At 70.6% G+C, this 25,523-nt stretch carries 22 protein-coding genes; 6 read left to right on the top strand and 16 right to left on the bottom strand.

All coding sequences use genetic code 11. From position 1 onward, the window contains the following. Positions 1 to 33: 33 nt before the first annotated feature. Positions 34 to 531: a hypothetical protein gene (locus tag M3667_RS07155; protein WP_251506842.1), complete on the top strand. Its 498-nt coding sequence runs from the start codon at positions 34 to 36 to the stop codon at positions 529 to 531. 224 nt (positions 532 to 755) lie between these two features. Here the strand turns inward: M3667_RS07155 and ligA are convergent, their stop codons facing one another. The 3 genes from ligA to M3667_RS07140 form a co-directional block, all read right to left on the bottom strand. Beyond that, the gene (gene ligA / locus M3667_RS07150; protein ID WP_251506840.1) at positions 756 to 3,263 is read right to left on the bottom strand and encodes an NAD-dependent DNA ligase LigA; all 2,508 of its coding nucleotides are present in this window, start codon (positions 3,261 to 3,263) and stop codon (positions 756 to 758) included. A 70-nt stretch (positions 3,264 to 3,333) separates the two neighbouring features. Then, positions 3,334 to 4,431: a tRNA 2-thiouridine(34) synthase MnmA gene (mnmA, locus tag M3667_RS07145; protein WP_251506838.1), complete on the bottom strand. Its 1,098-nt coding sequence runs from the start codon at positions 4,429 to 4,431 to the stop codon at positions 3,334 to 3,336. 9 nt (positions 4,432 to 4,440) lie between these two features. Beyond that, a complete protein-coding gene (locus tag M3667_RS07140; RefSeq protein ID WP_251506835.1) occupies positions 4,441 to 5,649 on the bottom strand; it encodes a cysteine desulfurase family protein in 1,209 nt (402 codons plus the stop codon). Positions 5,650 to 5,695: 46 nt separating this feature from the next. Here M3667_RS07140 and glgX point away from each other — a divergent pair, with 46 nt between their 5' ends. The 3 genes from glgX (at position 5,696) to glgB (ending at position 12,074) form a co-directional block, all read left to right on the top strand. Further along, positions 5,696 to 7,786, top strand: coding sequence for a glycogen debranching protein GlgX (gene glgX, locus M3667_RS07135; protein WP_251506832.1), 2,091 nt, complete (start codon positions 5,696 to 5,698; stop codon positions 7,784 to 7,786). A gap of 185 nt (positions 7,787 to 7,971) precedes the next feature. Next, entirely contained in the window at positions 7,972 to 9,939 is a 1,968-nt protein-coding gene (locus tag M3667_RS07130) for a maltotransferase domain-containing protein (protein ID WP_251507519.1), read from the top strand. Further along, complete coding sequence (gene glgB, locus M3667_RS07125) at positions 9,936 to 12,074, top strand: 1,4-alpha-glucan branching protein GlgB (protein WP_251506830.1); 2,139 nt, start codon at positions 9,936 to 9,938, stop codon at positions 12,072 to 12,074. Before M3667_RS07130 ends, glgB begins: the two co-directional genes overlap by 4 nt. Before the next feature lie 197 nt (positions 12,075 to 12,271). Here the strand turns inward: glgB and M3667_RS07120 are convergent, their stop codons facing one another. Together M3667_RS07120 and M3667_RS07115 are read right to left on the bottom strand one after the other, a co-directional pair. Continuing rightward, complete coding sequence (locus M3667_RS07120; protein ID WP_251506828.1) at positions 12,272 to 13,219, bottom strand: tetratricopeptide repeat protein; 948 nt, start codon at positions 13,217 to 13,219, stop codon at positions 12,272 to 12,274. After that, on the bottom strand, positions 13,216 to 14,994 hold the full coding sequence (locus M3667_RS07115) for a glycosyl transferase (RefSeq protein WP_251506825.1): 1,779 nt from the start codon (positions 14,992 to 14,994) through the stop codon (positions 13,216 to 13,218). Before M3667_RS07115 ends, M3667_RS07120 begins: the two co-directional genes overlap by 4 nt. A gap of 171 nt (positions 14,995 to 15,165) precedes the next feature. Between M3667_RS07115 and M3667_RS07110 the strand changes: the two genes are divergently transcribed. Continuing rightward, on the top strand, positions 15,166 to 16,239 hold the full coding sequence (locus M3667_RS07110) for an AI-2E family transporter (protein WP_251506822.1): 1,074 nt from the start codon (positions 15,166 to 15,168) through the stop codon (positions 16,237 to 16,239). Positions 16,240 to 16,248: 9 nt separating this feature from the next. On the opposite strand, the gene M3667_RS07105 is transcribed toward M3667_RS07110, so the two are convergent. From M3667_RS07105 to rpsB, 9 genes are all read right to left on the bottom strand, one after another. Next, positions 16,249 to 16,971, bottom strand: coding sequence for an alpha/beta hydrolase (locus M3667_RS07105; RefSeq protein WP_251506819.1), 723 nt, complete (start codon positions 16,969 to 16,971; stop codon positions 16,249 to 16,251). After that, complete coding sequence (locus M3667_RS07100; RefSeq protein ID WP_251506817.1) at positions 16,971 to 17,258, bottom strand: hypothetical protein; 288 nt, start codon at positions 17,256 to 17,258, stop codon at positions 16,971 to 16,973. Before M3667_RS07100 ends, M3667_RS07105 begins: the two co-directional genes overlap by 1 nt. Before the next feature lie 9 nt (positions 17,259 to 17,267). Beyond that, a complete protein-coding gene (locus M3667_RS07095) occupies positions 17,268 to 17,990 on the bottom strand; it encodes a transglycosylase SLT domain-containing protein (RefSeq protein ID WP_308196439.1) in 723 nt (240 codons plus the stop codon). Between the two features lie 49 nt (positions 17,991 to 18,039). Then, positions 18,040 to 18,615, bottom strand: a complete 576-nt coding sequence (locus tag M3667_RS07090) for a DivIVA domain-containing protein (protein WP_251506784.1) — start codon at positions 18,613 to 18,615, stop codon at positions 18,040 to 18,042. Beyond that, a complete protein-coding gene (locus M3667_RS07085; RefSeq protein WP_251506781.1) occupies positions 18,612 to 19,661 on the bottom strand; it encodes a phosphatidate cytidylyltransferase in 1,050 nt (349 codons plus the stop codon). The genes M3667_RS07090 and M3667_RS07085 overlap by 4 nt, the downstream gene beginning before the upstream one ends. Positions 19,662 to 19,666: 5 nt before the next feature. Continuing rightward, positions 19,667 to 20,221: a ribosome recycling factor gene (frr, locus tag M3667_RS07080; RefSeq protein ID WP_144834956.1), complete on the bottom strand. Its 555-nt coding sequence runs from the start codon at positions 20,219 to 20,221 to the stop codon at positions 19,667 to 19,669. A 77-nt stretch (positions 20,222 to 20,298) separates the two neighbouring features. Further along, complete coding sequence (pyrH, locus tag M3667_RS07075) at positions 20,299 to 21,015, bottom strand: UMP kinase (RefSeq protein ID WP_186325582.1); 717 nt, start codon at positions 21,013 to 21,015, stop codon at positions 20,299 to 20,301. Between the two features lie 148 nt (positions 21,016 to 21,163). Next, complete coding sequence (gene tsf / locus M3667_RS07070; protein ID WP_251506778.1) at positions 21,164 to 21,991, bottom strand: translation elongation factor Ts; 828 nt, start codon at positions 21,989 to 21,991, stop codon at positions 21,164 to 21,166. A 153-nt stretch (positions 21,992 to 22,144) separates the two neighbouring features. Further along, on the bottom strand, positions 22,145 to 23,041 hold the full coding sequence (gene rpsB, locus M3667_RS07065; RefSeq protein ID WP_251506775.1) for a 30S ribosomal protein S2: 897 nt from the start codon (positions 23,039 to 23,041) through the stop codon (positions 22,145 to 22,147). A gap of 314 nt (positions 23,042 to 23,355) precedes the next feature. Between rpsB and M3667_RS07060 the strand changes: the two genes are divergently transcribed. Beyond that, positions 23,356 to 23,853, top strand: coding sequence for a murein hydrolase activator EnvC (locus M3667_RS07060; protein ID WP_251506772.1), 498 nt, complete (start codon positions 23,356 to 23,358; stop codon positions 23,851 to 23,853). Between the two features lie 22 nt (positions 23,854 to 23,875). Here M3667_RS07060 and M3667_RS07055 read toward each other — a convergent pair whose 3' ends face one another. Both M3667_RS07055 and M3667_RS07050 read right to left on the bottom strand, forming a co-directional pair. Further along, on the bottom strand, positions 23,876 to 24,505 hold the full coding sequence (locus M3667_RS07055; RefSeq protein ID WP_251506769.1) for a hypothetical protein: 630 nt from the start codon (positions 24,503 to 24,505) through the stop codon (positions 23,876 to 23,878). Between the two features lie 55 nt (positions 24,506 to 24,560). Further along, on the bottom strand, positions 24,561 to 25,517 hold the full coding sequence (locus M3667_RS07050) for a tyrosine recombinase XerC (protein ID WP_251506766.1): 957 nt from the start codon (positions 25,515 to 25,517) through the stop codon (positions 24,561 to 24,563). Between the last annotated feature and the right edge of the window lie 6 nt (positions 25,518 to 25,523).

Here is a 25,523-nt window from a genome sequence, read left to right as displayed (position 1 = left end):
ACTCGCGCCCGGAAGTGACCTTGGGGGATTCACATGATCAAAACGCGTACGTCTTTCGCGCTCGTCGCCGCATCGGCGTTGCTGCTGCTGACCGGGTGCTCGGGCGGCGGCGACTCGAGCGCGAATGAGGCCGACACGAACGACACCGCCGGAACGAGCGAGGCCAGCTCGTCGGCGCAGGCGTCGAGCGCTCCTGCTCCCGCCGGTGACCAGTCGAAGGCCGACGCCTGCCAGATCGTGCAGGAGCAGTTCCAGGCCGTCAGCCAGGCCGGAAGCTCGATCGACACGTCCGACCCGCAGGCCACGCTGACGCAGTTTCGCGAGCTGGCGACGCAGGTCGACACCGAGTTCGGCGGCATCACGAACGAAGAGGTCGCTCCGGCCGCCCAGAAGGCGAGCGGCGCGCTCAACGAGTACGCCACGTTCCTCGAGGGCCTCATCGCCGATCCCAACACGGCGAGCGGCCTCAGCGACCAGGTGACCGCTCTGCAGGAGAGCTTCACCGACGCGGCGACGGTGTGCGCCGGCTGACCAGCTGACGACACGAGGGCGGGGCAGGAGAGCGATTTCCTGCCCCGCCCTCGTTCTCTGTTCCGGGCTGCGCGTCGCCGCCCCGGGCCGGTTAGTGAGTGGTCCCGGCTCCGGCGGTCGTCACGACGCGTCGGTCGTCGCGACGCGTGGGTCGTCGCGGCGCGTGGGTCGTCGCGGACCCGGCGGTCGTCACGACGCGTCGGTCGTCGCGGACCCGGCGGTCGTCACGACGCGTCGGTCGTCGCGGCCCCGTTGGTCTCCGCTGCGTCGTGGGTCTCCGCTGCGTCGTGGGTCTCCGCTGCGTCGTGGGTCTCTGCGTCGTCCACCGCTGCAGCGTCGGGTTCTGGAGCAGCACCGTCGAGCGCCGCCGGCCCCTGCTCGACCAGGATGCGGAACTGCGCGGCGTCGAGGATGCGCAGACCCAGCTCCTCGGCCTTCGCCAGCTTCGAGCCGGCACCCGGACCCGCCGCGACGAAGTCGGTCTTCTTCGACACGCTCGAGGCCGCCTTGCCGCCGGCGGAGATAATCGCCTCCTGTGCTCCCTCACGGGTGTAGCCGTCGAGGGATCCGGTTGCCACCACGGTGAGTCCGGCGAGGACTCCCCCGGCCGCTGCCGCTGCCCCGGGCCCGGGGTGGCCGGGAATGGAGAACCGTACGCCCGCCGCAGTCCACCGCTCGACGATGTCGCGGTGCCAATCGACCTCGAACCAGTCGATGACCGCGTCGGCGATGATGCCGCCCACGCCCTCGACCGCGGCCAGCTCTTCGCGCGAGGCCGCCCGGATCGCGTCGAGTGAGCCGAACCACTGCGCGAGCGCCCGCGCGGCGACCGGACCGACGTGGCGGATGTTCAACGAGACGAGCAGGCGCCACAGGTCTTTGGTCTTTGCCTTCTCAAGCTCGGCGACGAGCTTGACCGCCTGCTCGGACGGCAGCACTTCGCGGTGATCTTTCCGGATGCCGCGTCGACGCCGCTCCGCGGGATCGAGGTCTTCCGTGCCCGGAGGGTAGGTCGCCGCCCCGAGCTTCTGGAACGGAGCACGCCGTACGGGTTCGCCCGAGTCGGGGTCGACCTTGCGTTCGCCGGTCTCGGAGTCGCGCACCACGACCTCGATGGGCACGAGCTCGTCGACGGTGAGGTCGAACAACCCCGCCTCGGTGTCGAGCGGAGGGCGCTCGGGTATCTCGGGATGCGTGAGCGCTGCCGCCGTCACCTCGCCGAGGGCTTCGATGTCGAGGGCGCCGCGCGACCCGATGTGCTCGACCCGACCGCGCACCTGCGCGGGGCACGACCGCGCGTTGGGGCAACGCAGGTCGATGTCGCCCTCTTTGGCCGGTCGCAGCGGCGTGCCGCACTCGGGGCAGTCGGTGGGCATGACGAAGGCGCGTTCGGTGCCGTCGCGCAGCTCGACGACGGGCCCGAGCACCTCGGGGATGACATCACCCGCCTTGCGGAGCACGACGGTGTCACCGATCAGCACGCCCTTGACCTTCACGACGTCTTGGTTGTGCAGGGTCGCCTGGCGCACGACGCTGCCGGCCACGCGCGCGGGCTCCATCACGGCGAAGGGCGTGGCGCGGCCCGTGCGTCCGACCGAGACGACGATGTCGAGCAGCTTCGTGTTGACCTGCTCGGGCGGGTACTTGTACGCGATCGCCCACCGCGGGGCGCGACTGGTGGCGCCGAGTTCGTCGTGTAGGGCGAGTTCGTCGATCTTGACCACGACGCCGTCGATCTCGTGCTCGACGTCGTGGCGGTGATCGCCGTGGTGGGCGACGAACGACAGCACGCCGTCGATGGAGTCTTCGACGCGGAAGTACGGCGAGGTGGGCAGCCCCCACGACGCCAGCAACGCATAGATCTCGCTCTGCGCGGCGACGGGAGGGTCGGGCCAGGCACCGATGCCGTGGACGTAGAGCGCGAGCGAGTCGATGCGCGCGAGCCCCGCCTCGAGCTCGAGTCCGGATTTCTTCTCGATCTGCTGACGCAGGCCGCCGCTGGCCGCATTGCGCGGATTCGCGAAGGCGGGGAACCGCCGCGCGGCGGCGATCTCGGCCTTCTCCTCGTCGAATACCCGACCGCCGCGGCGGCCCGACGCGCGTTCGCGGGCCTCGGCGACCGCTCGCTCGCGGAATTCGCCCTGCAGACGATTGAGGTTCTCGAACTTCGCGACCGGGATGAAGACCTCGCCGCGCACCTCGACCAGAGCGGGGTGGCCCTCTCCGGTCAGCTCGCGCGGGATGCCCGCGACCCGCAGCGCGTTGTCGGTCACGATCTCGCCGACCCGGCCGTCGCCGCGGGTGGCGGCCGAGGTCAGCACCCCGTTCTCGTAGCGCAGGTTGATGGCCAACCCGTCGATCTTCAGCTCGCTGAGCCAGTGCACGGGTCGACCCGCGGAGGCCTCGGCCTTGACCGCCCAGTCGCGCAGTTCATCGGGCGAGAAGACGTTGTCGAGGCTGAGCATGCGCTCGGCGTGCTCGATCGTCGCGAGGTCGGTCGCCTCGGCGGCACCCACCGACTGGGTCGGGCTGTCTTGCCCCTGCAGTTCGGGATACAGCCGCTCGATCGCCTCGAGACGGTGCATCCACCCGTCGTAAGTGGCGTCGTCGACCAGCTCGGCGTCGCGCCCGTAATAGGCGTCGCGCGCGCCCAGGATGCGCTGCGACAGATCGCCCGCCTCGGCGCGTGCCTGGTCGAGGGTCAGGTCGGGAAGCTGATCGTGCTCGGTCACGTCTCCAGCTTAGGGAGGGGGTACGACATCGCCCCGGGCCTTGCCGGCGACGGTGCGGAGAGAAGCCGCCTCAGACCTCGACCGGCACCGCCGACACCGTGCGGTCGATCGTGAACTGACCGATCACGCGCGTCCCGTCGTAGAGCACGGCTGTCTGTCCGGGCGCGACGCCGTCGAACGGCGTTGCGGGACGCACCGTCAGCAGACCGTCGGACATCGATGCGAACGCCGGCACCGGGTCGGCGTGGGCGCGGATCTGCACGTCGCACGCGAAGGAGTCGGCATCCGGAGCCCGACCTGCCCAGGTGAAGCGCTCCCCCGCGATCTCGGAGCACGCGAGCGCCTCTTTCGGCCCGACCACGACGGTGTTGTTGATGGGGCGCACCTCGAGCACGAAGCGCGGCTTGCCGTCGGCGGCGGGCACCCCGAGCTGCAGGCCGCGGCGCTGGCCCACGGTGAAGGCGTGCGCTCCCTCGTGCGTGCCCACCACGGCTCCGGTGCGGTCGAGGATCTCGCCGCGCTCCGCACCCACCTTGTCGGCGAGCCAGCCGCGCGTGTCGCCGTCGGGGATGAAGCAGATGTCGTGGCTGTCGGGCTTCTGCGCGACCGAGAGTCCGCGCTCCTCCGCCTCGGCGCGCACGAGCGCCTTCGAGGGGGTCGAGCCGAGCGGGAAGTACGTGTGCGCGAGCTGCTCGGCGGTGAGCACTCCCAGCACGTACGACTGGTCTTTGGCGTTGTCGGAGGCCCGGTGCAGCTCGCGCCCCTCGGGCGTGTCGACGAGCGTGGCGTAGTGGCCCGTGCACACCGCGTCGAAGCCGAGCTCGACCGCGCGCTCGAGGAGGGCGGCGAACTTGATCTTCTCGTTGCAGCGCATGCAGGGGTTGGGCGTGCGCCCGGCACGGTACTCCGACACGAAGTCGTCGATCACGTCGTCGCGGAAGCGCTCCGAGAAGTCCCACACGTAGAACGGCATGCCGAGCTTGTCGGCGGCGCGGCGGGCGTCCATCGCGTCTTCGATCGTGCAGCAGCCGCGGCTGCCGGCCCGGAGCGTGCCCCCGGCGCGCGAGAGCGCCAGATGCACGCCGACCACGTCGTGACCCGCCTCGACCGCGCGGGCCGCAGCCACCGCGGAGTCGACTCCACCGCTCATCGCCGCAAGAACTCGCATGCAGCCAGTCTACGAAGCCCGGTCTGGACGAGCGCCGGACGGGGCTCCGGATGCCATGCCGGATGCCACAGCCCGGGCGTACACCTCGGGCAGGCGGGCGAGAAGAGCGTCGACGTCTTCGGCGGTGGAGGTGCGCCCGAGGGTGAAACGCAGCACCGACCGCGCCGCGCGCTCGTCGAGACCGAGGGCGAGCACGACGTGCGACGGCTCGGCGACCCCGGCCTGGCACGCCGACCCGGTGGAGACGGCGAAGCCGTGCATGTCGAGGAGGAACAGCAACGTCTCGCCCGCGGCATCCGGGAACAGCACGTGCGCGTTGCCGGGCAGACGATCCGTCGGGTCGCCGAGCAGCCGTGCGGCCGGGACCCCCGCGCGGATCCCGGCGATCAGACGATCGCGCAGCCCGCGCAGACGCTCGGACTCGGCCTCGCGCTCGATCTCGGCGACGGTCGCCGCCGCAGCGAAGGCGGCCGCCCCCGCGACGTCCTGGGTTCCCGCGCGCAGGCTCCGCTGCTGGCCGCCGCCGTGCACGAGCGGGGTGAGGCGCGCATGTCGCGACACCACGGCCGCTCCGACGCCCACGGGTCCGCCGACCTTGTGGGCCGACACCGACATGGTCACGAGTCCGGATGCCGCCGACCCGGCGCCGCGCCACGCCGCGAAGTCCACGGGGATCTGGCCGAGGGCCGACACCGCGTCGAGGTGCAGCGGGACTCCCGCCGCGGCGGCCGCCGAGGCCAGGCCCGCGGCATCCTGGATCGTCCCGACCTCGTTGTTGGCCACGAGCGCCGTCGCGAGCGCGGCACCCGGGAGAGCCGCGGCGAAGACCTCGGGCACGATGCGGCCGCCCTCATCGAGCGCGACGGGGCGTACCGTCGCCCCCTCGGCCGACGCGAGCCACTGGACCACGTCGAGGGTCGCGTGGTGCTCTCCGTCGGGCAGCACCACCGCGTCTGCGCCCTCGGCGCGCGACCACCACAAACCCTTCAGCGCGAGGTTCGCGGCCTCGGTGCCGCCCGAGGTGAACACGACCTCGATCGGCTGGCAGCCGAGCACCGCGGCGAGGCTCTCGCGGGCGTCCTCGAGCAGGCGGCGGGCCTGCTGTCCCGCGCCGTGGATCGACGACGGATTGCCGAGCACCTCGTGCGCCGCGAGCCACGCATCGCGCGCCTCGGGCCGCAGCGGGGTCGTCGCCGCGTGATCGAGGTATACCCGCATTCACGCCCTCCCGGTTTCGCCTGCCGCGGTGACTAGCCTATGACGCATGGTCCGACCCGAGACTGCCCTGCCCGTCCGCGCCTCCGCCCGCCCCGGGCTGCTGAGCCCGACCCTCGACGACCTGGGCGTGCGCCTGGGTCCCGACGGCGGCACGCTCCGCGTCTGGTCGGGAGCGGCGGATGCCATGCAGCTGCTGATCTTCGACGAGGTCGACCTCGACTGGGCGACCGAGACCATCCCCATGACCCCCGTCGGCGGAGGCGTCTTCGAGGCGTCCTCCTCCCTCCTGCGCCCCGGGGCGCGGTACGCCATCCGCGTGGGCGGTCCGCACGGGCCCGGGCACACCTTCAACCCGCAGTCCCTGCTCGTCGAGCCCTACTCGCGCGGTCTGGTCTCGGGCAGCTACGGCGACTGGCGCTCGGTGGTCGTCGACGGTTCGTTCGACTGGGGCTCGTCGCAGAAGCCGCGGATCCCCCTCGACCGCACGGTGATCTACGAAGGGCATGTGAAGGGCCTGACCAAGCGGCATCCGTTCATCCCCCCGGCCCTGCACGGCACCTACGCGGGCCTCGCGCACCCCGCGATGATCGACCACCTGCTCTCGCTCGGCGTGACCAGCGTCGAGCTGCTGCCGGTGCACGCGTTCGCGACCGAGCCGCGCCTGCTGCAGCTGGGACTCGCCAATTACTGGGGCTACAACTCCCTCAACTTCTTCACCCCGCACGCGCCGTACGCGACCGCCGCGAGCCGCGCCGAGGGACCCGAGGCGGTCCTGCGCGAGTTCAAGGGCATGGTGAAGCTCCTGCACGAGGCCGGGCTCGAGGTGCTGCTCGACGTCGTCTACAACCACACCTCCGAAGAGGGCATCGGCGGCCCCCGCACGAGCCTGCGCGGCATCGACAACCGCGCCTACTACCGCCAGACCGACGAAGGCGTCTACATCGACGAGACCGGATGCGGCAACGCGGTGAACACGTCGACGGATGCCGCTGCGCGCCTCGTTCTGGACTCGTTGCGGTACTGGAGCGACGAGGTGCAGGTCGACGGGTTCCGTTTCGACCTCGCCGTCACGCTGGGGCGCGACGCCCGCCACTCGTTCGATCCGGCGCATCCGCTTCTGACCGCGATCCGGGAGGATCCGTCGCTGACGGGCGCGAAGCTCATCGCCGAGCCGTGGGACGTCGGCATGGGCGGCTGGCAGACGGGAAACTTCGGCGAGGGCTGGCTGGAGTGGAACGACCGCTACCGCGACCGCGTGCGCAACTTCTGGCTCAGCGACATCGACTACGCCCGCCGCGCCGACACCGCCCCCGTCGGCGTGGGCGGCTTCGCCACGCGCCTGGCGGGGTCGTCGAACACCTTCAGCGAGGAACGCGGGCCCCTGGCGAGCGTGAACTTCGTCACCGCGCACGACGGGTTCACCCTGCGCGACCTCGTCTCGTACGACGTCAAGCACAACCTCGGCAACGGCGAGCAGAACCGCGACGGCGCCGACACCAACCGCTCGTTCAACCACGGAGCCGAGGGGAGCACGAGCGACGAGCGCGTGCTCGCCACCCGCCGCAAGGCCATGCGCAATCTGATGGGCACGCTGCTGCTGTCGGCGGGCGTGCCGATGATCACGGCGGGCGATGAGATGGGTCGCACGCAGCGCGGCAACAACAACGCCTACTGCCACGACTCCGCCCTCACGTGGCTGTCGTGGGACCTGGCCCCGTGGCAGGAGCACCTGTTCGCGCACACGCGGCGCCTGCTGAGCCTGCGCCGCGACAACCCGGCGTTGCGCCCCCAGCGGTTCGCGCGGCTCGGCGAGGTGATCCCCTCGGCGTCGGTGATGGAGTGGTTCGACGAGCGGGGCGAGACGATGTCGAGCGAGCGCTGGAACGACCCGGCGCACCGCACTCTGCAGTACCTCGCCACCTCGACGCCCGAAGACGAGTCGCCCAACCGGGTGCTGCTCGTCGTGCACGGCACCGAGGCCGACACCGTGATCACGCTCCCCGACATCGAGGGCGCGGTGTACGTCCCGCTGTGGTCGAGCGCCGACGAGACGCCGGTCGAGACCGCCGAGCGCCATGCCCCCGGCGACACGGTTCCCGTGCCGGGGGCGTCGATGCTGCTGTTCCGCGTCGACTGAACCGGGCCCGCTGTCAAGGCCGGAGCAAACCGTGCGGCGATGTCGGCGGCCCGCGATAGGTTCGGACCGTGGCCACCACGACGATGCCTTCGCCCGAGCTGCCCTGGCGCAGCGCCGCCTCGATCCCGGTGCGTCCGGTCAAGCCGACGCCGACCACGCGCAGCGTGGTCACACCGCGCATCCCGATGGCGCTGCCGCACCCCAGCGTTCCCGGAGGGCGTTTCCGGCCCTCCGCCTACGTCGGCGAGGCGGTGCCCTTCACCGTCACCGCCTTCCGTGAGGGTCACGACCGCATCGGCGTGCAGGTGCGGCTGTTCTCGCCCTCCGGCGACGAGTCGCTGCACCGGCTGAGCCCGCTCAACGACGGGTTCGACCGGTGGTCGACCCTCGTCGCGCCCCTCGAACAGGGCGTCTGGCGCTTCCGCTTCGAGTCGTTCGCCGACGACTTCGCCACGTGGGAGCACGCCGCCGATCTCAAGATCGCCGCGGGTGTCGACTCCGCGCTCATGCGCGAGATGGGCGCCCAGCTCTTCGATCGCGCGCGCGGCGAGAAGAAGCGACCCGGCAGCGACAAAGACCTGCTGTACGACGCGGCGCGCTCGCTGCGCGACCCCGACGTGCACGACGACACCGCGCTGCAGATCGTGCGCGACCCCGCCATCGCCGCGCTGTTCGACGCCCGCCCGATGATGGGCCTCGTCTCGGTCGGCAAAGACGCCGAGCTCCTCGTCGAGCGCGAGCGCGCCGGAGTCGGCGCCTGGTACGAATTTTTCCCCCGCTCCGAAGGGGCACGCCGCGCCGACGACGGCAGCGTCATCAGCGGCACGTTCCGCACCGCCGCCGAACGACTACCCGGCGTGGCCGGCATGGGCTTCGACGTGCTGTACCTGCCCCCGATCCACCCGATCGGTCAGACCAACCGCAAGGGCCCCAACAACACCCTCGTCACCGAGCCCGGAGACCCCGGCTCGCCGTGGGCCATCGGCGGCGCAGCGGGCGGACACGACACGGTCCACCCCGATCTCGGCACGCTCGACGACTTCCGCGCGTTCGTCGACGTGGCGCGCGAGAACGGCATCGAGGTCGCGCTCGACCTCGCGCTGCAGGCCTCGCCCGACCACCCGTGGGTCGCCGAGCACCCGGAGTGGTTCACGACCCTTCCCGACGGGTCGATCGCGTTCGCCGAGAACCCGCCGAAGAAGTACCAGGACATCTACCCGATCAACTTCGACAACGATCCCGAGGGCATCCGCGCCGAGGTCCTGCGCGTCGTGCGGCACTGGATCGCGCAGGGCGTCACGATCTTTCGCGTCGACAACCCGCACACCAAGCCCCTGCAATTCTGGGAATGGCTCATCGCCACCGTCAGCGCCGAAGAGCCCGGTGCGGTCTTCCTCGCCGAGGCTTTCACGCGCCCCGCTCCCCTGCAGGGTCTCGCGATGGCCGGGTTCCAGCAGAGCTACACCTACTTCGCGTGGCGCAACACGAAGGAAGAACTCGAGGAATTCCTCGGCGGACTCGCCCACGACACCGCCGACTTCCTCCGTCCGAACCTGTTCGTCAACACGCCCGACATCCTCACCGAGTACCTGCAGTTCGGCGGGCGCCCCGGCTACAAGATCCGCGCTGCGATCGCCGCGACGGCCGCACCCACCTACGGTGTGTACGCGGGCTACGAGCTGTTCGAGAACGTCGCCCGGCCGGGGTCGGAAGAGAACATCGACAACGAGAAGTACGAGTACAAGTTCCGCGACTGGGAGGCGGCTGAAGCCGCGGGTGACTCGCTCGCCCCCTACCTGCGCATGCTCAACGCCGCTCGACGCGCGCACCCGGCACTGCGTCAGCTGCGCAACCTCGACATCCACTGGAGCGACGACGAGGCGATCCTCGTGTACTCCAAGCACCTCGATGCCGCCCTCTCCCCCACGGGTGAGACCGACACGATCATCGTCGTGGCCAACGTCGACCCGCACTCCGCGCGCGAGACGACGGTGCACCTCGACACCACCGTGTTCGGAATCGAGCCCGGAACGTCGTACGACGTCGAAGACCTCGTTACCGGCCAGGTCTGGACCTGGGCCGACCACAACTTCGTGCGCCTCGACGCCTTCGCCGAGCCCGTGCACATCCTGCACGTCAAGGAGAACCGATGAGCACCCTTCCCCCCGAGATCCTCGATGCCGTGGCCCACGGCGCGCACCACGACCCGCACAGCGTGCTGGGCGTGCACGAGAGCAGCGACGGGTGGGTCATCCGGTCCCGCCGCCCGCTGGCGCACGACGTCGACGCGGTCCTCGCCGACGGCTCGACCGTGCCGCTCGCGCACGTGCGCGGCGGCGTCTGGGAGGCCACAGTCGACGCCCACCCCGGCGCCTACACGGTGCGCGCGTCGTACGACGGCAGCGAGCACGTCGCCGACGACGGCTACCGCCACGCCCCCTCGATCGGCGAACTCGACCTGCACCTGATCACCGAGGGGCGCCACGAAGAGCTGTGGCGCGTGCTCGGCGCCCACCCGCGCGAGCTCGACGGCTCGAGCGGCACCGCGTTCACCGTCTGGGCGCCCGACGCTCGGGCACTCCGCGTGATCGGCGACTTCAACGGCTGGGACGGCACCGGCCACGCGATGCGCTCGATGGGCGGCAGCGGCGTCTGGGAGCTGTTCGTCCCGGGTGTCGGCGTCGGTACCCGCTACAAGTTCGAGATCCTCACGCGCGGCGGACAGTGGATCGAGAAGGCCGACCCGATGGCGCGGCTGGCGGAGGTCCCTCCCGCCACGGCATCCGTCGTGACCGATTCGACGTACGCCTGGGCGGACGACGAATGGATCGACGAGCGCTCGCGCACCGCGCCGATCGATCGACCCATGTCGATCTACGAGCTGCACCTCGGGTCGTGGAAGCAGGGCCTGTCGTACCGCGACGCCGCCGACGAGATCATCGACTACGTCGGCGCGCAGGGGTTCACCCACGTCGAGTTCCTGCCGTTGTCAGAGCACCCCTTCGGTGGCTCGTGGGGGTACCAGGTGTCGGGTTACTACGCGCCGACGAGCCGCTTCGGCGATCCCGACGACCTCCGCTACCTGATCGACCGGCTACACCAGGCCGGCATCGGCGTGATCATGGACTGGGTCCCCGGCCATTTCCCCAAGGACGACTTCGCGCTCGCCCGCTTCGACGGCGAGGCCCTGTACGAGCACCCGGACCCCCGTCGCGGCGAGCACAAGGACTGGGGCACGCTCATCTTCGACTACGGCCGCAATGAGGTGCGCAACTTCCTCGTCGCGAACGCGCTGTACTGGTTCGAGGAGTTCCACGTCGACGGTCTGCGCGTGGATGCCGTGGCCTCCATGCTCTACCTCGATTACTCCCGCAACGACGGAGAGTGGGCGCCCAACCAGTTCGGCGGCCGCGAGAACCTCGAGGCGATCCGCTTCCTGCAGGAAGTCAACGCGACCTCCTACAAGCGCTACCCCGGCATCGCGCTGATCGCCGAGGAGTCGACCAGCTTCCCCGGCGTCACCGCCCCCACCTCCGCCGCGGGCCTCGGCTTCGGCTTCAAGTGGAACATGGGCTGGATGAACGACTCGCTGCAGTACATCGGGCGCGATCCGATGTACCGCTCGCACCATGAGGGGGAGCTGTCGTTCTCGTTCGTGTACTCGTTCAGCGAGAACTTCGTCCTGCCGATCAGCCACGACGAGGTCGTGCACGGCAAGGGCAGCCTCTTCGGGCGCATGCCGGGCGACCACTGGCAGAAGCTCGCGAACATGCGCGCGTTCCTGGCGTACATGTGGGGCCACCCCGGCAAGCAGCTGCTGTTCATGGGCCAGGAGTTCGGCCAGATGTCCGAGTGGTCGGAGTCGCGCAGCATCGACTGGTGGATGCTCGACCAGCCCTCGCACGCGCAGCTGCACGACTTCGTCGCCGAGCTCAACCGCGTGTACAAGGATCAGGCTCCTCTGTGGTCGCGCGACCACGACGGAGCAGCGTTCTCCCGCTTGGGCGCACCCGCGTGGAACCCGAACGTGCTGGCATTCGCCCGCCGCGACCACCACGGCAACACGGTCGCGGTCGTGTGCAACTTCTCGGGAGTGCCGCTCGGCGACTTCCCGCTCGACCTGCCCGAGGCCGGAACGTGGACCGAGGTACTCAACAGTGACGCGGAGGCCTTCGGCGGTTCGGGCCAGGGCAATCTCGGTGCCGTCGTCACCGACGCGAGGGGCAGCGCGACGCTGACCATCCCGCCGCTGGGTGTGCTCTGGTTGCACCACCGCGCCGGCAGCTGAGTCCGCACGAAGCGAAGGCCTCGACCCATTCTCGCGGGTCGGGGCTTGCGTACCCTGCCCGGTGCTGCCCGGGCTCCCGGATCCGGCACTTTCTCCTCGCGTTCATGCACGCCGGAAGCGTTCATGTCCGCGCGGGGGCAGCCGCCGAAGCAAACGGCCCCGCCCTCTCGGAGGAGGAACGGGGCCGTTGTCTTGCGTCAGAACAGCAGCGAGGCCAGACGGGCACGAGCCCGGATGACGCGCGCGTCGTCGTCGCCGACGAGACCGAACAGCTCGAGCAGGCGCTCGCGCACCGGAGCGCGGTCATCAGCCGGCAGCGCCTGGAAGAGGTCGAGCAGTCGACCGAACGCGTCGTCGACATGACCGCCGACCACGTCGAGGTCGGCCACGAGGAACTGCGCATCGAGACCGGTCGGCTCGGCGGCCGCGGCGTCGCGCGTGGCCTGCAGGTCAGCGCCCTGCACCCGATCGAGCAGGCGCACCTGGCCGAGGCCTGCGCGAGCGTCGGCGTCGCGCGGGTTCTCGGCGAGGGCCTTCTCGTACGCGGTGATCGCGCGGGCGTAGTCGCCCTCCTCGATCGCGGCGAAGGCCTCGGCGTGCAGCGGGGGCAGCGGCGGCTCCTCGGGCGCGACGTCGTCGGTGACGCCGTCTACCGGCACCGTTCCGGTGACGCCGTGCTGCGCGGCCAGCTGCAGCAACTGGGCGAACACGTCGCGCACCTGCTGCTCGGGCACCGCCCCGGTGAACAGCGGAACGGGCTGCCCGGCGACGAGGGCCAGCACCATCGGGATCGACTGCGCGCGGAAGCCCTGCGCCAGCTGCGGGTTGGCGTCGACGTCGACCTTGGCGAGCACCAGGCGGCCGCCGAGTTCGATGACGACCTTCTCGAGCACGGGGCTCAGCTGCTTGCACGGACCGCACCACTCGGCCCAGAGGTCGATGACGACCGGCACCGTGCGCGAGAGCTCGAGCACCTCTCCGAACGACGCGTCGGTGACGTCGAACACGAGCGGGCTCGCTCCGCCCGCGGGGGCCGGGGCGGCCGGGGCGCCGGCGGCGGGTGCGGCGGGAGGCTGCGGGCGGTTGCGCAACGACGAGAGGTCGACGGCACCGCGCATGACGGAGCCGGGGGCGGGAGTGCTCACGGGGACACCTTCGCTTCGAGGAGGCTGGAACGGTAGCCGAGCAGGCGGATCTGCTCGTCGGAGCCCTGGCTGGGCACGTAGAAGAACACCTGGTCGGAGTAGGTCGTGGTGAAGCCGGTCGCCGACTGGTCGACGCCGGTCAGTGCCTTGACCGCGGGGTTGTTGTCGAGCTTGATCACGGCGTCGGCATTGGTGGGCTTGGCCGTGTCGCTCTCGTACACGTTGACGGCGACGATCGCGCCGGTGTCGAGCGTGGCGAGGGCGATCGGCGTCGCCGGACCCGCGGAGGCCGAGAAGCTGATCTGCGCGGTGCCGGCACCGGTCTGGTTGAGCTCGTCGGTGCGCTGCGTCTTGTTCGCCTGGATCGCGCTGAGCAGCAGGTCGTTGGCGGTGTCGAAGGTGGCGTACGACGCACTCTTGTCACCGTTGTTGATGATGTCGGCGTAGGCCGCGGCGACCTTGTCCGGAGCGAGCACGAGGAACGACGAGTCCGGCGGCACCTGGGTCGCACCGACGTAGGGGGCGGCGAGCTCGGGGAGGTTGGTCGAGGCCTCCAGGTTGCCGACGTACGACGCCTTGTATTCGTCCCAGGGCGAGTCCTGCGTCAGCATCATGATCGTCGTGGTGGGCGTCGCGGCATCCGCCGACTCCACCACCGTCATCACCGTGCGGGGCCAAGCGGCGGTGGTCTGCGGCAACACGATCTGGACGGGCTCTGCCGGGATCGCCGGAAGGGCGGGACGATCGCTCAGCGCGGCACGCAGCGTGTAGTTGGTCTGACGCTCGGCGAGAGCGGGGCCGGCCAGGCGCTGGCTCGCCGCGTTCGCGTCGAGGGCGGCGTCGGCTTCGGCCACCGTGCTCGACACGCGCGAGACGATGCGCTGAGCCTGCGCCTCGGTCACGGCCGGCGGGAACTGCCCCTCGGGAACGATCACGGTGGGCGTCGGACTCGGTGTCTCCGTCGCGGCCAGCTGGGGCCAGGCGTCGGCCGAGCACCCGGCCATCAGCGCCACCGAGACCCCGAGTGCGGGCACCGCGATCAGGGCACGGCGGGCGCCGCCGCGGCGCGATCGGCTGACCACGCCCTTGGCCTCGGCATCCGCGTCGACGGTCGAGATGGGCTCGGTGACCGGCAGGGGCAGACCCTTGCGGCGCGGGCGACGACGACGACGGACGTGCAGAATGCCGAGCACGTACAGCACGACGCCGATGAACAGCACGACGCCACCGCCGACGATCAGGGGGCCGGCCCACGGGGTCGAGTTGTCGATGGGCCAGGTCACGCTGATGTTCGAGGGGGCGGGAGCGGTGCCGTCGGATGCCACGAGCACGCTCATGTCGGAGGGCAGCTGCAGCGTCGTCGAAAGCGACCCGGTCTGCTCGTACTCGTCGAGCCACAGGTCGGAGTCGACGGGACTGCGTCCGGCGGCGGCGTCGGACGCCGGGGTCACGGTCGGCTCGACCGTCGCGGTCTGCACCGTGCCCTCACCGTCGACGGTCACCGCGGTGTACGGCACGTCGGCCAGCCACGCCTTCATGTCGGCGGTGCGGCCGTAGGAGGCGAAAACCTCGCCGTCGCCCTCGACACGAAGGGTCTGCGCGCCGGGGACGCTCGTCAGAACCGAACCGTCGATCAGCGTGTAGGCCTCGCTCCCATCGGTCTGCACGTTCGCCGATGCCTCGGACGGACCCTGGAAAACCGTGCGCTGGGCGATGCCCGCACCGATCATGGCGGCGGCGATGACGAACGCCACCACGGCCCAGACGAATCTCACGCTTCACACCATCCCCACCGGTGGCTCGGACGCCACCGAAGAATCGACGTTTCAGACTATCCGAGGGCGTCTGAAAGTTCTCGGCGAGGCCCGTCGTACGCTCCGCAGGCTCCGTGCTCAGTATCCTGACCACACGGGCACGACCGCCCGACTGAGGCGGGAGTCGTTCCCATGAAGATCCACAACCCGTTCCGGGTCGCGTTGCTCGCAACGCTCGGTGTCGGCGTCGGCCTGCTCGTGATCGGCAGCGTGCAGAGCCTGTCGACGATCCTGCTCTACGTCGGCACGGCGTTGTTCCTCTCGCTCGGCCTCGATCCCGTGGTGTCGTTCCTCGAGCGCCGTGGGCTCCCCCGCTGGGCGGCCGTCCTGGTGACCATCCTCGCCGTGCTGGGCGTCTTCGTCGGCATCGTGTTCATGATCGTGCCGATCATCGTTGGACAGATCGCCCAGCTCGTCGGACAGATCGAGCAGCTGCTGCAGCCCGGCGCGTGGAACGAGATCGTCTTCAACGTGCAGACCTGGTTCTCGCAGACGCTCCCCTGGCTCAAAATCGACGACGTCTGGGCGAGTGTGCAGCGGTGGTTCTCGACGCTCGACGTCGGGTCGATCTCGACGCTGGTCGGCAACAGCCTGCTCACGGGCGCCGGCGCGGTCGCGGCGGGCCTGGGCGGCGCCTTCATCATCCTGATCCTGACGATCTACTTCACGGCATCCACACCGTCGCTGAAGTCGGCCGTGTACCAGCTCGTGCCCGCCTCCAAGCGCGCGCGCTTCATCGAGCTGGCCGAGAAGATCACCGACTCGGTCGGCTACTACGTCATGGGCCAGGTCAGCCTCGGCGTGATCAACGGTGTGCTCAGCGCGATCTTCCTGTCGATCATCGGCGCGCCGTTCCCCGCGGTGCTGGCCGTGGTGGCGTTCTTCTTCTCGCTCATTCCGCTGGTGGGAACCCTGACCGGCTCGACGATCATCGTGCTGACGTGCCTGCTGCCGGGCCCCGGCTCGCCGACCACGGCGCTCATCGCGCTGATCTACTACCTCGTCTACATGCAGATCGAGGCCTACGTGATCTCGCCGCGCATCATGAACCGCGCGGTGTCGGTGCCCGGTTCGGTCGTCGTCATCGCCGCCCTCGCCGGTGGCGCGCTGCTCAACCTGCTCGGCGCGCTCATCGCGATCCCGGTCGCCGCGAGCGTCCTCATCATCTACCGCGAGGTCATCATCCCGCGGCAGAACGAACGCTGAGCCGCCGACTCAGTCGGCGAGGGGGCCGTCCCACTCGACCGGCAACGGCAGAGCGTCGGGGTTCACCGCGGCGACGATCTCGGTGAGGACGCGTCGCGTCTGGGTCTCACCGACCCACAGGTGCTTGGCGCCCTCGACGGCGATGAGCGTGGCATCCGGAACCGACGCGAAGCGCTCACGGGCCTCGTCGGGCCGCAGGTAGTCGTCGAACTCCGGAACGAGCACGACCATGCGCCGCGCGTCTCCCGCCCATGCCGCCACCTCGTCGGCCGTGGCGCGGTGCAGGGGTGGCGAGAGCAGAATGACGCCCTCGATGTCGTGATCGCGGCCGTACTTCAGCGCGAGCTCGGTGCCGAACGACCAGCCGACCAGCCAGGGTCGCGGGAGGCCGCGCTCACGCGCGAAATCGACGGCAGCGGCGACGTCGAAGCACTCGGCCGCGCCTCCGTCGAACGAGCCCTCGCTCGTCCCGCGCGGCGAGGTGGTGCCGCGGGTGTTGAACCGCAGGACCGCCAGATCGGCCAGGGCCGGCAGCCGGCCCGCCGCCTTGCGCAGGATGTGCGAGTCCATGAAGCCGCCGGCGGTGGGGAGCGGATGCAGGGTCACCAGCGTCGCGACCGGGTCGCGGTCCGCGGGAAGGGCGAGTTCGCCGACGAGGGTCAGCTCGTCGACCGTGCGCAGTTCGATCTCCTCGCGCCGAGCGGGAAGAAGGACGGGTCCGCGAATCTCCATCAGGCGATCCTCCAACAGTGCGTGTGCCAATGTCTGCGTGCCGCGAGGTCGGCGGCGTCGCCGAGCACGCCATCGGCGCGCCAGATGACGACGTGGGCGGTCCCGACGGCAACCGTTCGCCCGCATCCCGGGCAGAGGTATTCCTTCTGCGCCTGCGGGGCCGAGATCGGCTGCACGGTCCACTCGACGCCGCGCTTGACCTCGGTGCGCTTCCAGCCGGCGATGAGGCGATCGAGCGACTCATCGCCGCGGCCCGGATCGGGACGCCGCTTACGGGAGCGGGGCATCGGCGCCGCTCACCACCAGTGGTTGCTGGTCCAGAAGGCGTACGCTTTCGCCCAGCTGCCGTAGCGGCCCACGGCGTAGCCCGTGCCCCAGCGGAGGTTGTCGACCGGGTCGTACCCGTTGCCGGGCACCTTGCTGCAGGGCAGGGCCTGCACGAGACCACAGGCACCCGACGAGCGGTTGGTCGCGTTGGGGTTCCAGCCGCTCTCGCGGCTCACGATGTAGTCGACGTAGCCCATGTCGGCCTCGGAGATGCCGGCCGCGGCCATCCAGTCGGCGGGAGCGCCGCCGCCGCTGTACTTCACCTGACCACCCCCGCCCGAGGACGAGCCCGAACCGGAGCCCGACTTCTTCGAGCCCGACGGCGTCGGCGTGGGGGTCGGCGTCGGCTTCGGCTTCACGTACACGTTGTAGCTGGAGCGCTCGAGCGACGGAGCCTGCTTCTCGCCCGTGGTCGACACCGACTGCACGTCGTCGAGACCCTGGGCGTACAGCGTGACCGTCTTGGGGCCCTCGGCCTGGGCAGGCTGCAGAGCGGCGCCCATCGGGCCGACGTAGGCCGCGGCGAACAGCACCGCGGCGCAGGCGCCGAACACACCGACGACGCCGCGACGACGCGACCACCGCGGGGCGGTGCGGCGCGGGAGGGCCGGGGGCACCACGTCGCCGGCCGAGCCGCCCCGACGGGCGACGCGGCGGGACGATGCACGCGAGAGTTCCGAACCAGAAGTCACAGTGACGCCGATTCTACCGACGCATCGCGACGGCTGCCATCCGCGCGGCTCATCCGACGGCGAGCATGACTTCGACGACGGCGTCGAGCACGGCGTCGACCTGGGTCTCGCGGTATCCCCCGCGCTGCAGACGGAAGGCGACGGCGCGCACCTGCTCGGCCGTCACGGGATCACCCGCGGCGAGATAGCGTGCCACGCGATCGGCGACGACGTCGACCTCGTCGACGCGGTACCCGAAATGCATCCAGCCGACGCGCTCGAAGCGTTCGCCGCGCGGGCGCTGCAACCTGTCGAGCACCACCTGCGCCGTGTCGCGGGTCTCGGCGACCCAGGCGCGCGCACCCAAGCGCGACAGCGCGTGCTCGCGCTCGCGCGCGGCGAAGGCGTCTTCGACCCGCCCGAGGGCCGCATCGACCGCGTGCACGGCGTACCCGCCCTTCACGAGCGGGAAGGCGACGGCACGGATCTCGGAGGAGCGGAGAGTCCCGGTCTCGTCCTGCTCGAAGGCCTCGCGGGCCTTGGCGAGGAAGGCGTCGACGGCGCGCTTCTCGTAGCCCTGCGCCCGCCCGGTCACGGTGGGGAACGGCGTCGCGGCCGCACGGTCGTGGATCGGGGTCTCGCTCATGACACTCCCAACGGGGCGAGCAGGTAGTACAGCGCCAGCGCGGCCGTGGCCGACGGCAGGATCGAGTCGAGGCGGTCGAGCACCCCGCCGTGGCCGGGCAGCCACGAGCTCATGTCCTTGATGCCGAGGTCGCGCTTGACCATCGACTCCCCGAGGTCGCCCACGGTCGCTGTGGCGAGCACGACGGCGCCGAAGATCAACCCGGCCCACCACGGCACCTGCAGCATGAACACCGCGAGCAGAGCACCGGCGATCAGGGCGGCGGCGCACGCGCCGGCGAAGCCTTCCCAGGTCTTCTTCGGGCTGATGCGAGGGGCCATCGGATGCCGTCCGCCCCGGCCGAACGTCAGGCCCGAGACGTAGGCGCCGGTGTCGGCGGCCACTGCGAGGATGAGGAACGCCAGCACCCACCACTCACCGCGCGGCTGCGCGAGCAGGATCGTCGCGAGCGAGGTGAGGAAGGGCACGTACAGCTGCACGAATGAGGCGACGAGCACGTCGCCGATGACCTCGATGTGCGCGCGCCCGTCGTCGGCGAACATCTGGGCGGTGAGACGCCAGACGATGACGACCGCGATGGCCACCAGCAGGGCGATCCAGTGCACCCACGGCCCGAGGAAGAACCCGCTGAGCAGCAGCAGGAAGCCCATCGCGAGCTGCGGGGCGACGTCGACCTTGCGGCCGGCGACCTGCAGGGCGCGCGAGAACTCCAGCACGCCCAGCACCATCGCGGTGGCGGCGAACAGCACGAACAGCCACTTCACGAAGATCAGCGAGGCGACGACGATCGCGCCGATCGCGACACCGATGAGCGTCGCGACGATGAGGTCGCGGCCGGTGCGCTGCTTCAGGCGCTCGTTGGCCTGGTCGAACTCCGCACGGGCGTGGGCGATGTTGCGCTCCGCGTCCGTGCGCATCGCACGCAGCTGCGCTTCGATGGCGGTGGCGTTCTCACCCGTGACCGGCGCACGCCGAGCCGACTCGGCACGACGGGTCCCGCGCTTGTCGAGGGGTCCGGTGTCGCCAATCTCAGGGGCGTCGGGCATGGGGGTCAGACCTCGAGAAGCTCGGCCTCTTTGCGCTTGAGAGCCTCGTCGATCTGATCGACGTGGGTGCGCGTGACGGTGTCGAGCTCCTTCTCGGCGCGGACGAGTTCGTCTTCGCCGACGTCGCTCTTGAGGGCGTCGAGGTCGTCCTTCGCCTTGCGGCGGAGGTTGCGCACCTGCACCTTGGCGTCTTCGCCCTTGCCGCGCACGATCTTGACGTACTCCTTGCGGCGGTCCTGGGTGAGCTCGGGCATGGTGACGCGCACGATGGTGCCGTCGTTCGTGGGGTTCACCCCGAGGTTCGGCATGTCGCGGATGGCCTGTTCTATGGCCTTCAACGCGGACTTGTCGTAGGGGTTGATGACGAGGGTGCGAGCCTCGGGGTTGTTCAGCGACGCGAGCTGCGCCAGCGGGGTCGGCGACCCGTAGTAGTCGACCAGGACCTTCTGGAACATCTGGGGGTTCGCGCGTCCGGTGCGGACGGTCGCGAAGTCCTCCTTGGCGGCCTCGACGGCGCGATCCATGCGCGCTCCGGCTTCGGCGAGGACATCGGCGATCACGGTGACTCCATTCGTTGGAACTGGCTTCTCAGTCTAGTCGCGCGCGAGCCCGGCTCCCCGGGCCCGCGCGCGGCGCGTCACGCGGTGACGAGGGTGCCCATCGTCTCGCCGAGCAGCGCCTGGGTGACGTTACCGGCCGGCTCCATGCCGAACACCCGCATGTCCATTCCGTTGTCCATGCAGAGGCTGAACGCGGTCGAGTCGACGACCTTGAGGCCCTTCTGCAGGGCGTCGCCGTAGGTCACGTGGTCGAGCTTGGTGGCCGAGGGGTCGGTCCGCGGGTCGGCGGTGTAGACGCCGTCAACACCGTTCTTCGCCACGAGCACCTCGGTCGCGCCGATCTCGAGCGCACGCTGGGCCGCCACGGTGTCGGTGGAGAAGTAGGGCAGGCCCGCACCGGCGCCGAAGATGACGACGCGGCCCTTCTCGAGGTGGCGCATCGCGCGGCGCGGAATGTAGGGCTCGGCGACCTGGGTCATCGAGATGGCCGACTGCACGCGCGTGGCGGCTCCGGCCTGCTCGAGGAAGTCCTGCAGGGCGAGGGCGTTCATGACCGTGCCCAGCATGCCCATGTAGTCGGCGCGCCCGCGGTCCATGCCGCGCTGGCTGAGCTCGGCGCCGCGGAAGAAGTTGCCCCCGCCCACGACGATCGCGATCTCGACGCGGTCCGTCGCCTCGGCGATCTCTCGGGCGATCTGGCTGACGACGTCGGGGTTCACGCCCAACTGGCCTCCGCCGAACGCCTCCCCCGACAGCTTCAGCAGTACTCGGCGGCGCTTGGTGGCTGCATCCATCACGTGATGTGTCCTCTCGTCTTGAACAAACTATCCCCCTGCCCGTCGCGACCGATACGGCGGGTCACCGTCGGAGCGCAGGCAGGGAAAAGGCCCGGGATGCCGTGGCATCCCGGGCCTTTCGACGGGCCGTGAGCCTGTCTCGGGGTTACGCGCCGACCTTGAAGCGCGCGAAGTCGGTCAGCGTGAGACCGGCGTCGGACGCGACCTTGGCGACGGACAGCTTGTTGTCCTTCGCGTAGTCCTGGTCGAGCAGGGCGACCTGCTTGAAGAACGCGTTGACGCGGCCTTCGACGATCTTGGGCAGGGCGGCCTCGGGCTTGCCCTCGTTGCGGGAGATCTCGGTGACGATCTCGCGCTCCTTGTCGACGTCGGCCTCGGGCACGGCGTCGCGAGTGAGGTACGAGGGGTTGGCGAACGAGATGTGCTGCGCGATCGAGCGAGCGGTCTCGGCGTCGTCACCCGTGTAGGCGAGCACCACGCCGACCTGCGGGGGCAGGTCCTTGCTGGTCTTGTGCAGGTAGACCTCGAACTTGTCGCCCGAGATGGTGCGCACGCGACGGAGCTCGACCTTCTCGCCGATGATCGCGGCCTCGTCCGAGATGAGCTGCTCGACGGTCTTGCCGTCGACGTCGGCGGCCAGGGCGGCCTCGACGGAGTCGGCACCGACGGCGGCGGCCGCGTCGGCGACCTTGTCGGCCAGAGCGATGAAGCGCTCGTTCTTGGCGACGAAGTCGGTCTCGCAGGCGAGCTCGAGCAGGGTGACCGAGCCGTTGTTCTCGCGCGCGGCGACGAGGCCCTCGCTGGTCGAACGGTCGGCACGCTTGGCGTTGCCCTTGGCACCCTTGAGGCGCAGGATCTCGACGGCCTTCTCGACGTCGCCGTCAGCCTCTTCGAGCGCCTTCTTGGTGTCGACCATGCCCGTGCCGAGCTGCTCGCGCAGCGCCTTGATGTCGGCGATCGTGAAGTTTGCCATGGTGTGGCGTCTCCTTGTCGTTTGCGTTCTGTATGTGAGCCCGGCGGGGCCGTGTCGCCGCCCTCCGAAGAGGGGGCTGTCACGACCCCGCCGGATCGTAGCCTGTGCGGGTGGCGCACCGTTCACGCGGAGGCGAACGGAGTGCCTCGCGGCTTACTTGCTGTCGGTGGCCTCGGCGTCGGCGGCCGGAGCCTCGACGGCCTCGGTCGACTCGGCGGCGGGAGCCTCGTCGGTCGCCTCAGCCGCAGGAGCCTCGTCGGTCGACTCGGCGGGAGCCTCGGTCGACTCGGCGGGGGTCTCGAGCAGCTCGCGCTCCCACTCGGCGAGGGGCTCAGCGGCCTCTTCTTCGCCGGCGGGCTGGTGACGCTGGATGAGGCCCTCGGCGGCGGCGTCGGCGATGATGCGCGTGAGCAGGCTCACCGAGCGGATCGCGTCGTCGTTGCCGGGGATCGGGTACTGGAACTCGTCGGGGTCGGCGTTCGTGTCGAGGATGCCGATGACGGGGATGCCGAGCTTCTTGGCCTCGTCGACCGCGAGGTGCTCGCGCTTGGCGTCGACGACCCAGATGGCCGAGGGGGTCTTCTGCAGGTTGCGGATACCACCGAGCGACTTGTGCAGCTTGTCGAGCTCGCGCTTCTTGAGCAGGAGCTCCTTCTTGGTGAAGCCGCTCTCAGCCGGGTTCTCGTAGTCGAGTTCCTCGAGCTCCTTCATGCGGGCGAGGCGCTTCGACACCGTCTGGAAGTTGGTGAGGAGGCCACCGAGCCAGCGCTGGTTGACGTAGGGCTGGCCCACGCGGGTCGCCTGCTCGGCGAGGACTTCCTGCGCCTGCTTCTTGGTACCGACGAAGAGGATGGTGCCGCCGTGCGCGACGGTCTCCTTGACGAACTCGTACGCCTTGTCGATGTACCCGAGCGACTGCTGCAGGTCGATGATGTGGATGCCGCTGCGCTCGGTGAGGATGAAGCGCTTGACCTTCGGGTTCCACCGGCGGGTCTGGTGTCCGAAGTGAACGCCGCTGTCGAGCAGCTGGCGGATGGTGACGACGGCCATGGTCGTACTCCTGTTTCTGGGCGCTTTCACGCCGTGGTTGTGGTTGTTCGCGTCAGACGGTCCGTCTGACGAGCCTGGTGCCCGGCGCACACCCGCCGACCGCCGGAGCGGGGGACCATGGGGTGTGGATGCCGCGCGATGCGCTGCCCGTGAGGGCGACGCGATGCGCTGTGGGCACGCGGAGTCATCCCGACATGCGAGATGCACCGCCCAGCATACAGGACACCTCCTCCCCACCGTGCCTTCCGCCGCGCGCGTGCACCGAGGTGGCGATCGAGCCCGCTCGGCCCCGCCGAGACGGTGAGACTGCCGGAATGTCTCCCGTTCGGCTCCGTCTCGTCCGCGCTCTGGTCGTGCTCGCCGCGACCATCTTGGTCTGCGGGGCGGCCGGTCCGGGGGATCCCCTCGCGACGAAGGGATGGGTCTGGCCGACCGACCCGGTACAGGTCGTCCGCCCGTTCGAGGCGCCCGCGCACCCGTACGGGCCGGGTCATCGTGGCCTCGACCTGACGGCGTCGGGAAGCGTGCGCTCCCCCGCCGACGGACGGATCGCGTTCGAAGGCGAGGTCGCCGGGCGCGCGGTGGTCACGATCGACCACGGCGACGGGCTGGTGACGACGCTCGAACCGGTCACGACGGAACTCGCGGTGGGCGATGCCGTCGCGCGGGGCGCCCCCGTGGGGGTCGTCTCGACGGGCGGGCACGCGGGCTCCGGCGAGGTGCACTTCGGCGTGCGCCTCGACGGCGTCTACGTCAATCCGCTGCGCCTGCTCGGAGGAGTCCCGCGTGCGGTCCTTCTCCCCTGCTGTTGACCGGGGCGAGGGGCGGATGCCGTCACCCGACCTGGTTGCCGCGCCCTTCGACCGTGGTGGAGCCGACTCCGCCGTCTGCGCGGACGACGTTGTCCTGACCGCGCACCGTGACCGATGAGATCGTCCCGCCCGACTGCACGGTCGTCCGGTCGCCGCTGAGGTCGGCACTGCCGATCGCTCCGGCGGAGGTGACGGAGCCGTCGTTCCCCTGCACCACGAGCGAGTCGATCGACGCGACGGTCACGCGCGCGCGATCGCCCGAGATACGCAGGGTCTGCACCGTGGCGCCGGACGCGTCGACGGTGAGCGCCGAGCCCGAGACGTCGAGCTCGGCGCAGGTGCCGACGATCCGCACGGTCTGTTCGGCGCCCGACACGCTCTGCGAGCCGCCGTCACCGCACGAGAGGGCACCGGGGTCGTCGCTGGGCGCCGAGGGAGCGGTCGTGGGGACAGGCGCGACGCTCGTCGACGGTGCCGGCGAGAGGGTGACGACCGAGGGCGAGGGCACCGAGACGGTCGGAGCGGGGGCGGATGCCGACATGCCGGGCGGGAGGCGCGTCTCGACGGGCTGCGGGACCGGCGCGCACGCCGCGAGAACGGCCGCCAACGCGAGGGCACCTGTCAGCAGGGCGGGTGTTCGGGCTCTTCGCACTCCCCCACGCTAGGACGCGGTCGTGCGTGGCGCCACCGCGGCGCGCGGAGCCGGGTCAGGCGCGGGGGTGCGCGAGCCGGTAGGCCTCGCGCAACCGTTCGGCCGAGACGTGGGTGTAGATCTGGGTCGTCCCGAGGCTCGCGTGTCCCAGGATCTCCTGCACCGAGCGCAGGTCCGCGCCGCCGTCGAGCAGGTGGGTGGCCGCGGAGTGCCGGAGGGCGTGCGGGCCCAGCACCTCGGCTCCGACGCTCGGGGCGACGGTGGCCGAGACGAGCGCGTGCACCGCGCGCGGGCCGAGACGGCCGCCCTTCGCACCGAGGAACACGGCGCGCGGCGCTCGCTCGACGACACGGCCGCGAGAGACGGCCGACTCGGAGGCATCGGCTCCCGCAGCCGAGGCACGCGCCAGGAGCACGGGTCGCCCGCGTACGAGATAGGCCTGCAGAGCCTCTCCGGCGGGCAGGCCGAAGGGGACGACCCGCTCTTTGTCGCCCTTACCGCGCACGCGCAGGGTGCGACGCTCGTGGTCCACGTCGTCGAGGTCGAGTCCGCAGATCTCCGACACGCGGGCGCCGGAGCCGTAGAGCACCTCGAGCACGGCATGGTCGCGCAGAGCGAGGGGGTCGCCGTCCGCGGCGCGCACGCGGGCCGCCTCGAGAACGCCGTCCAGCGCCTCCGCCGTCGCCACGGTCGGCAGGGTGCGCCCCCGCTTGGGCGTCACCAGACGCTGCGACGGGTCGAGCGCGATGATCTCCTCCTCCATCGCCCACGAGAACAGGCCGCGCACGCTCGAGGTGCGTCGCGCAGACGTCGCCTTCGACTGCCCCGCCTTGGTGGCCCGCCACTGCCACTCCCGCAGATCATCGACGCTCACCGCTTCGATCGCCACGTCGCCGACCACGGCGACGAGATCGGTCAGATCCGAGCGGTAGGCGCGGACCGTCGCGGGCGACAGGCGCCGCACCTCGGCGAGGTGGGTCAGATACCCCTCGACGGCTTCGGACAGACGCATGGCTTC

The organism is Microbacterium sp. P26 (assembly GCF_023712585.1).
GTDB lineage: Bacteria > Actinomycetota > Actinomycetes > Actinomycetales > Microbacteriaceae > Microbacterium > Microbacterium algihabitans_A.
The sequence above is the reverse complement of the archived record's forward strand: the minus strand, read 5'-3'. Positions and strand labels throughout refer to the sequence as shown.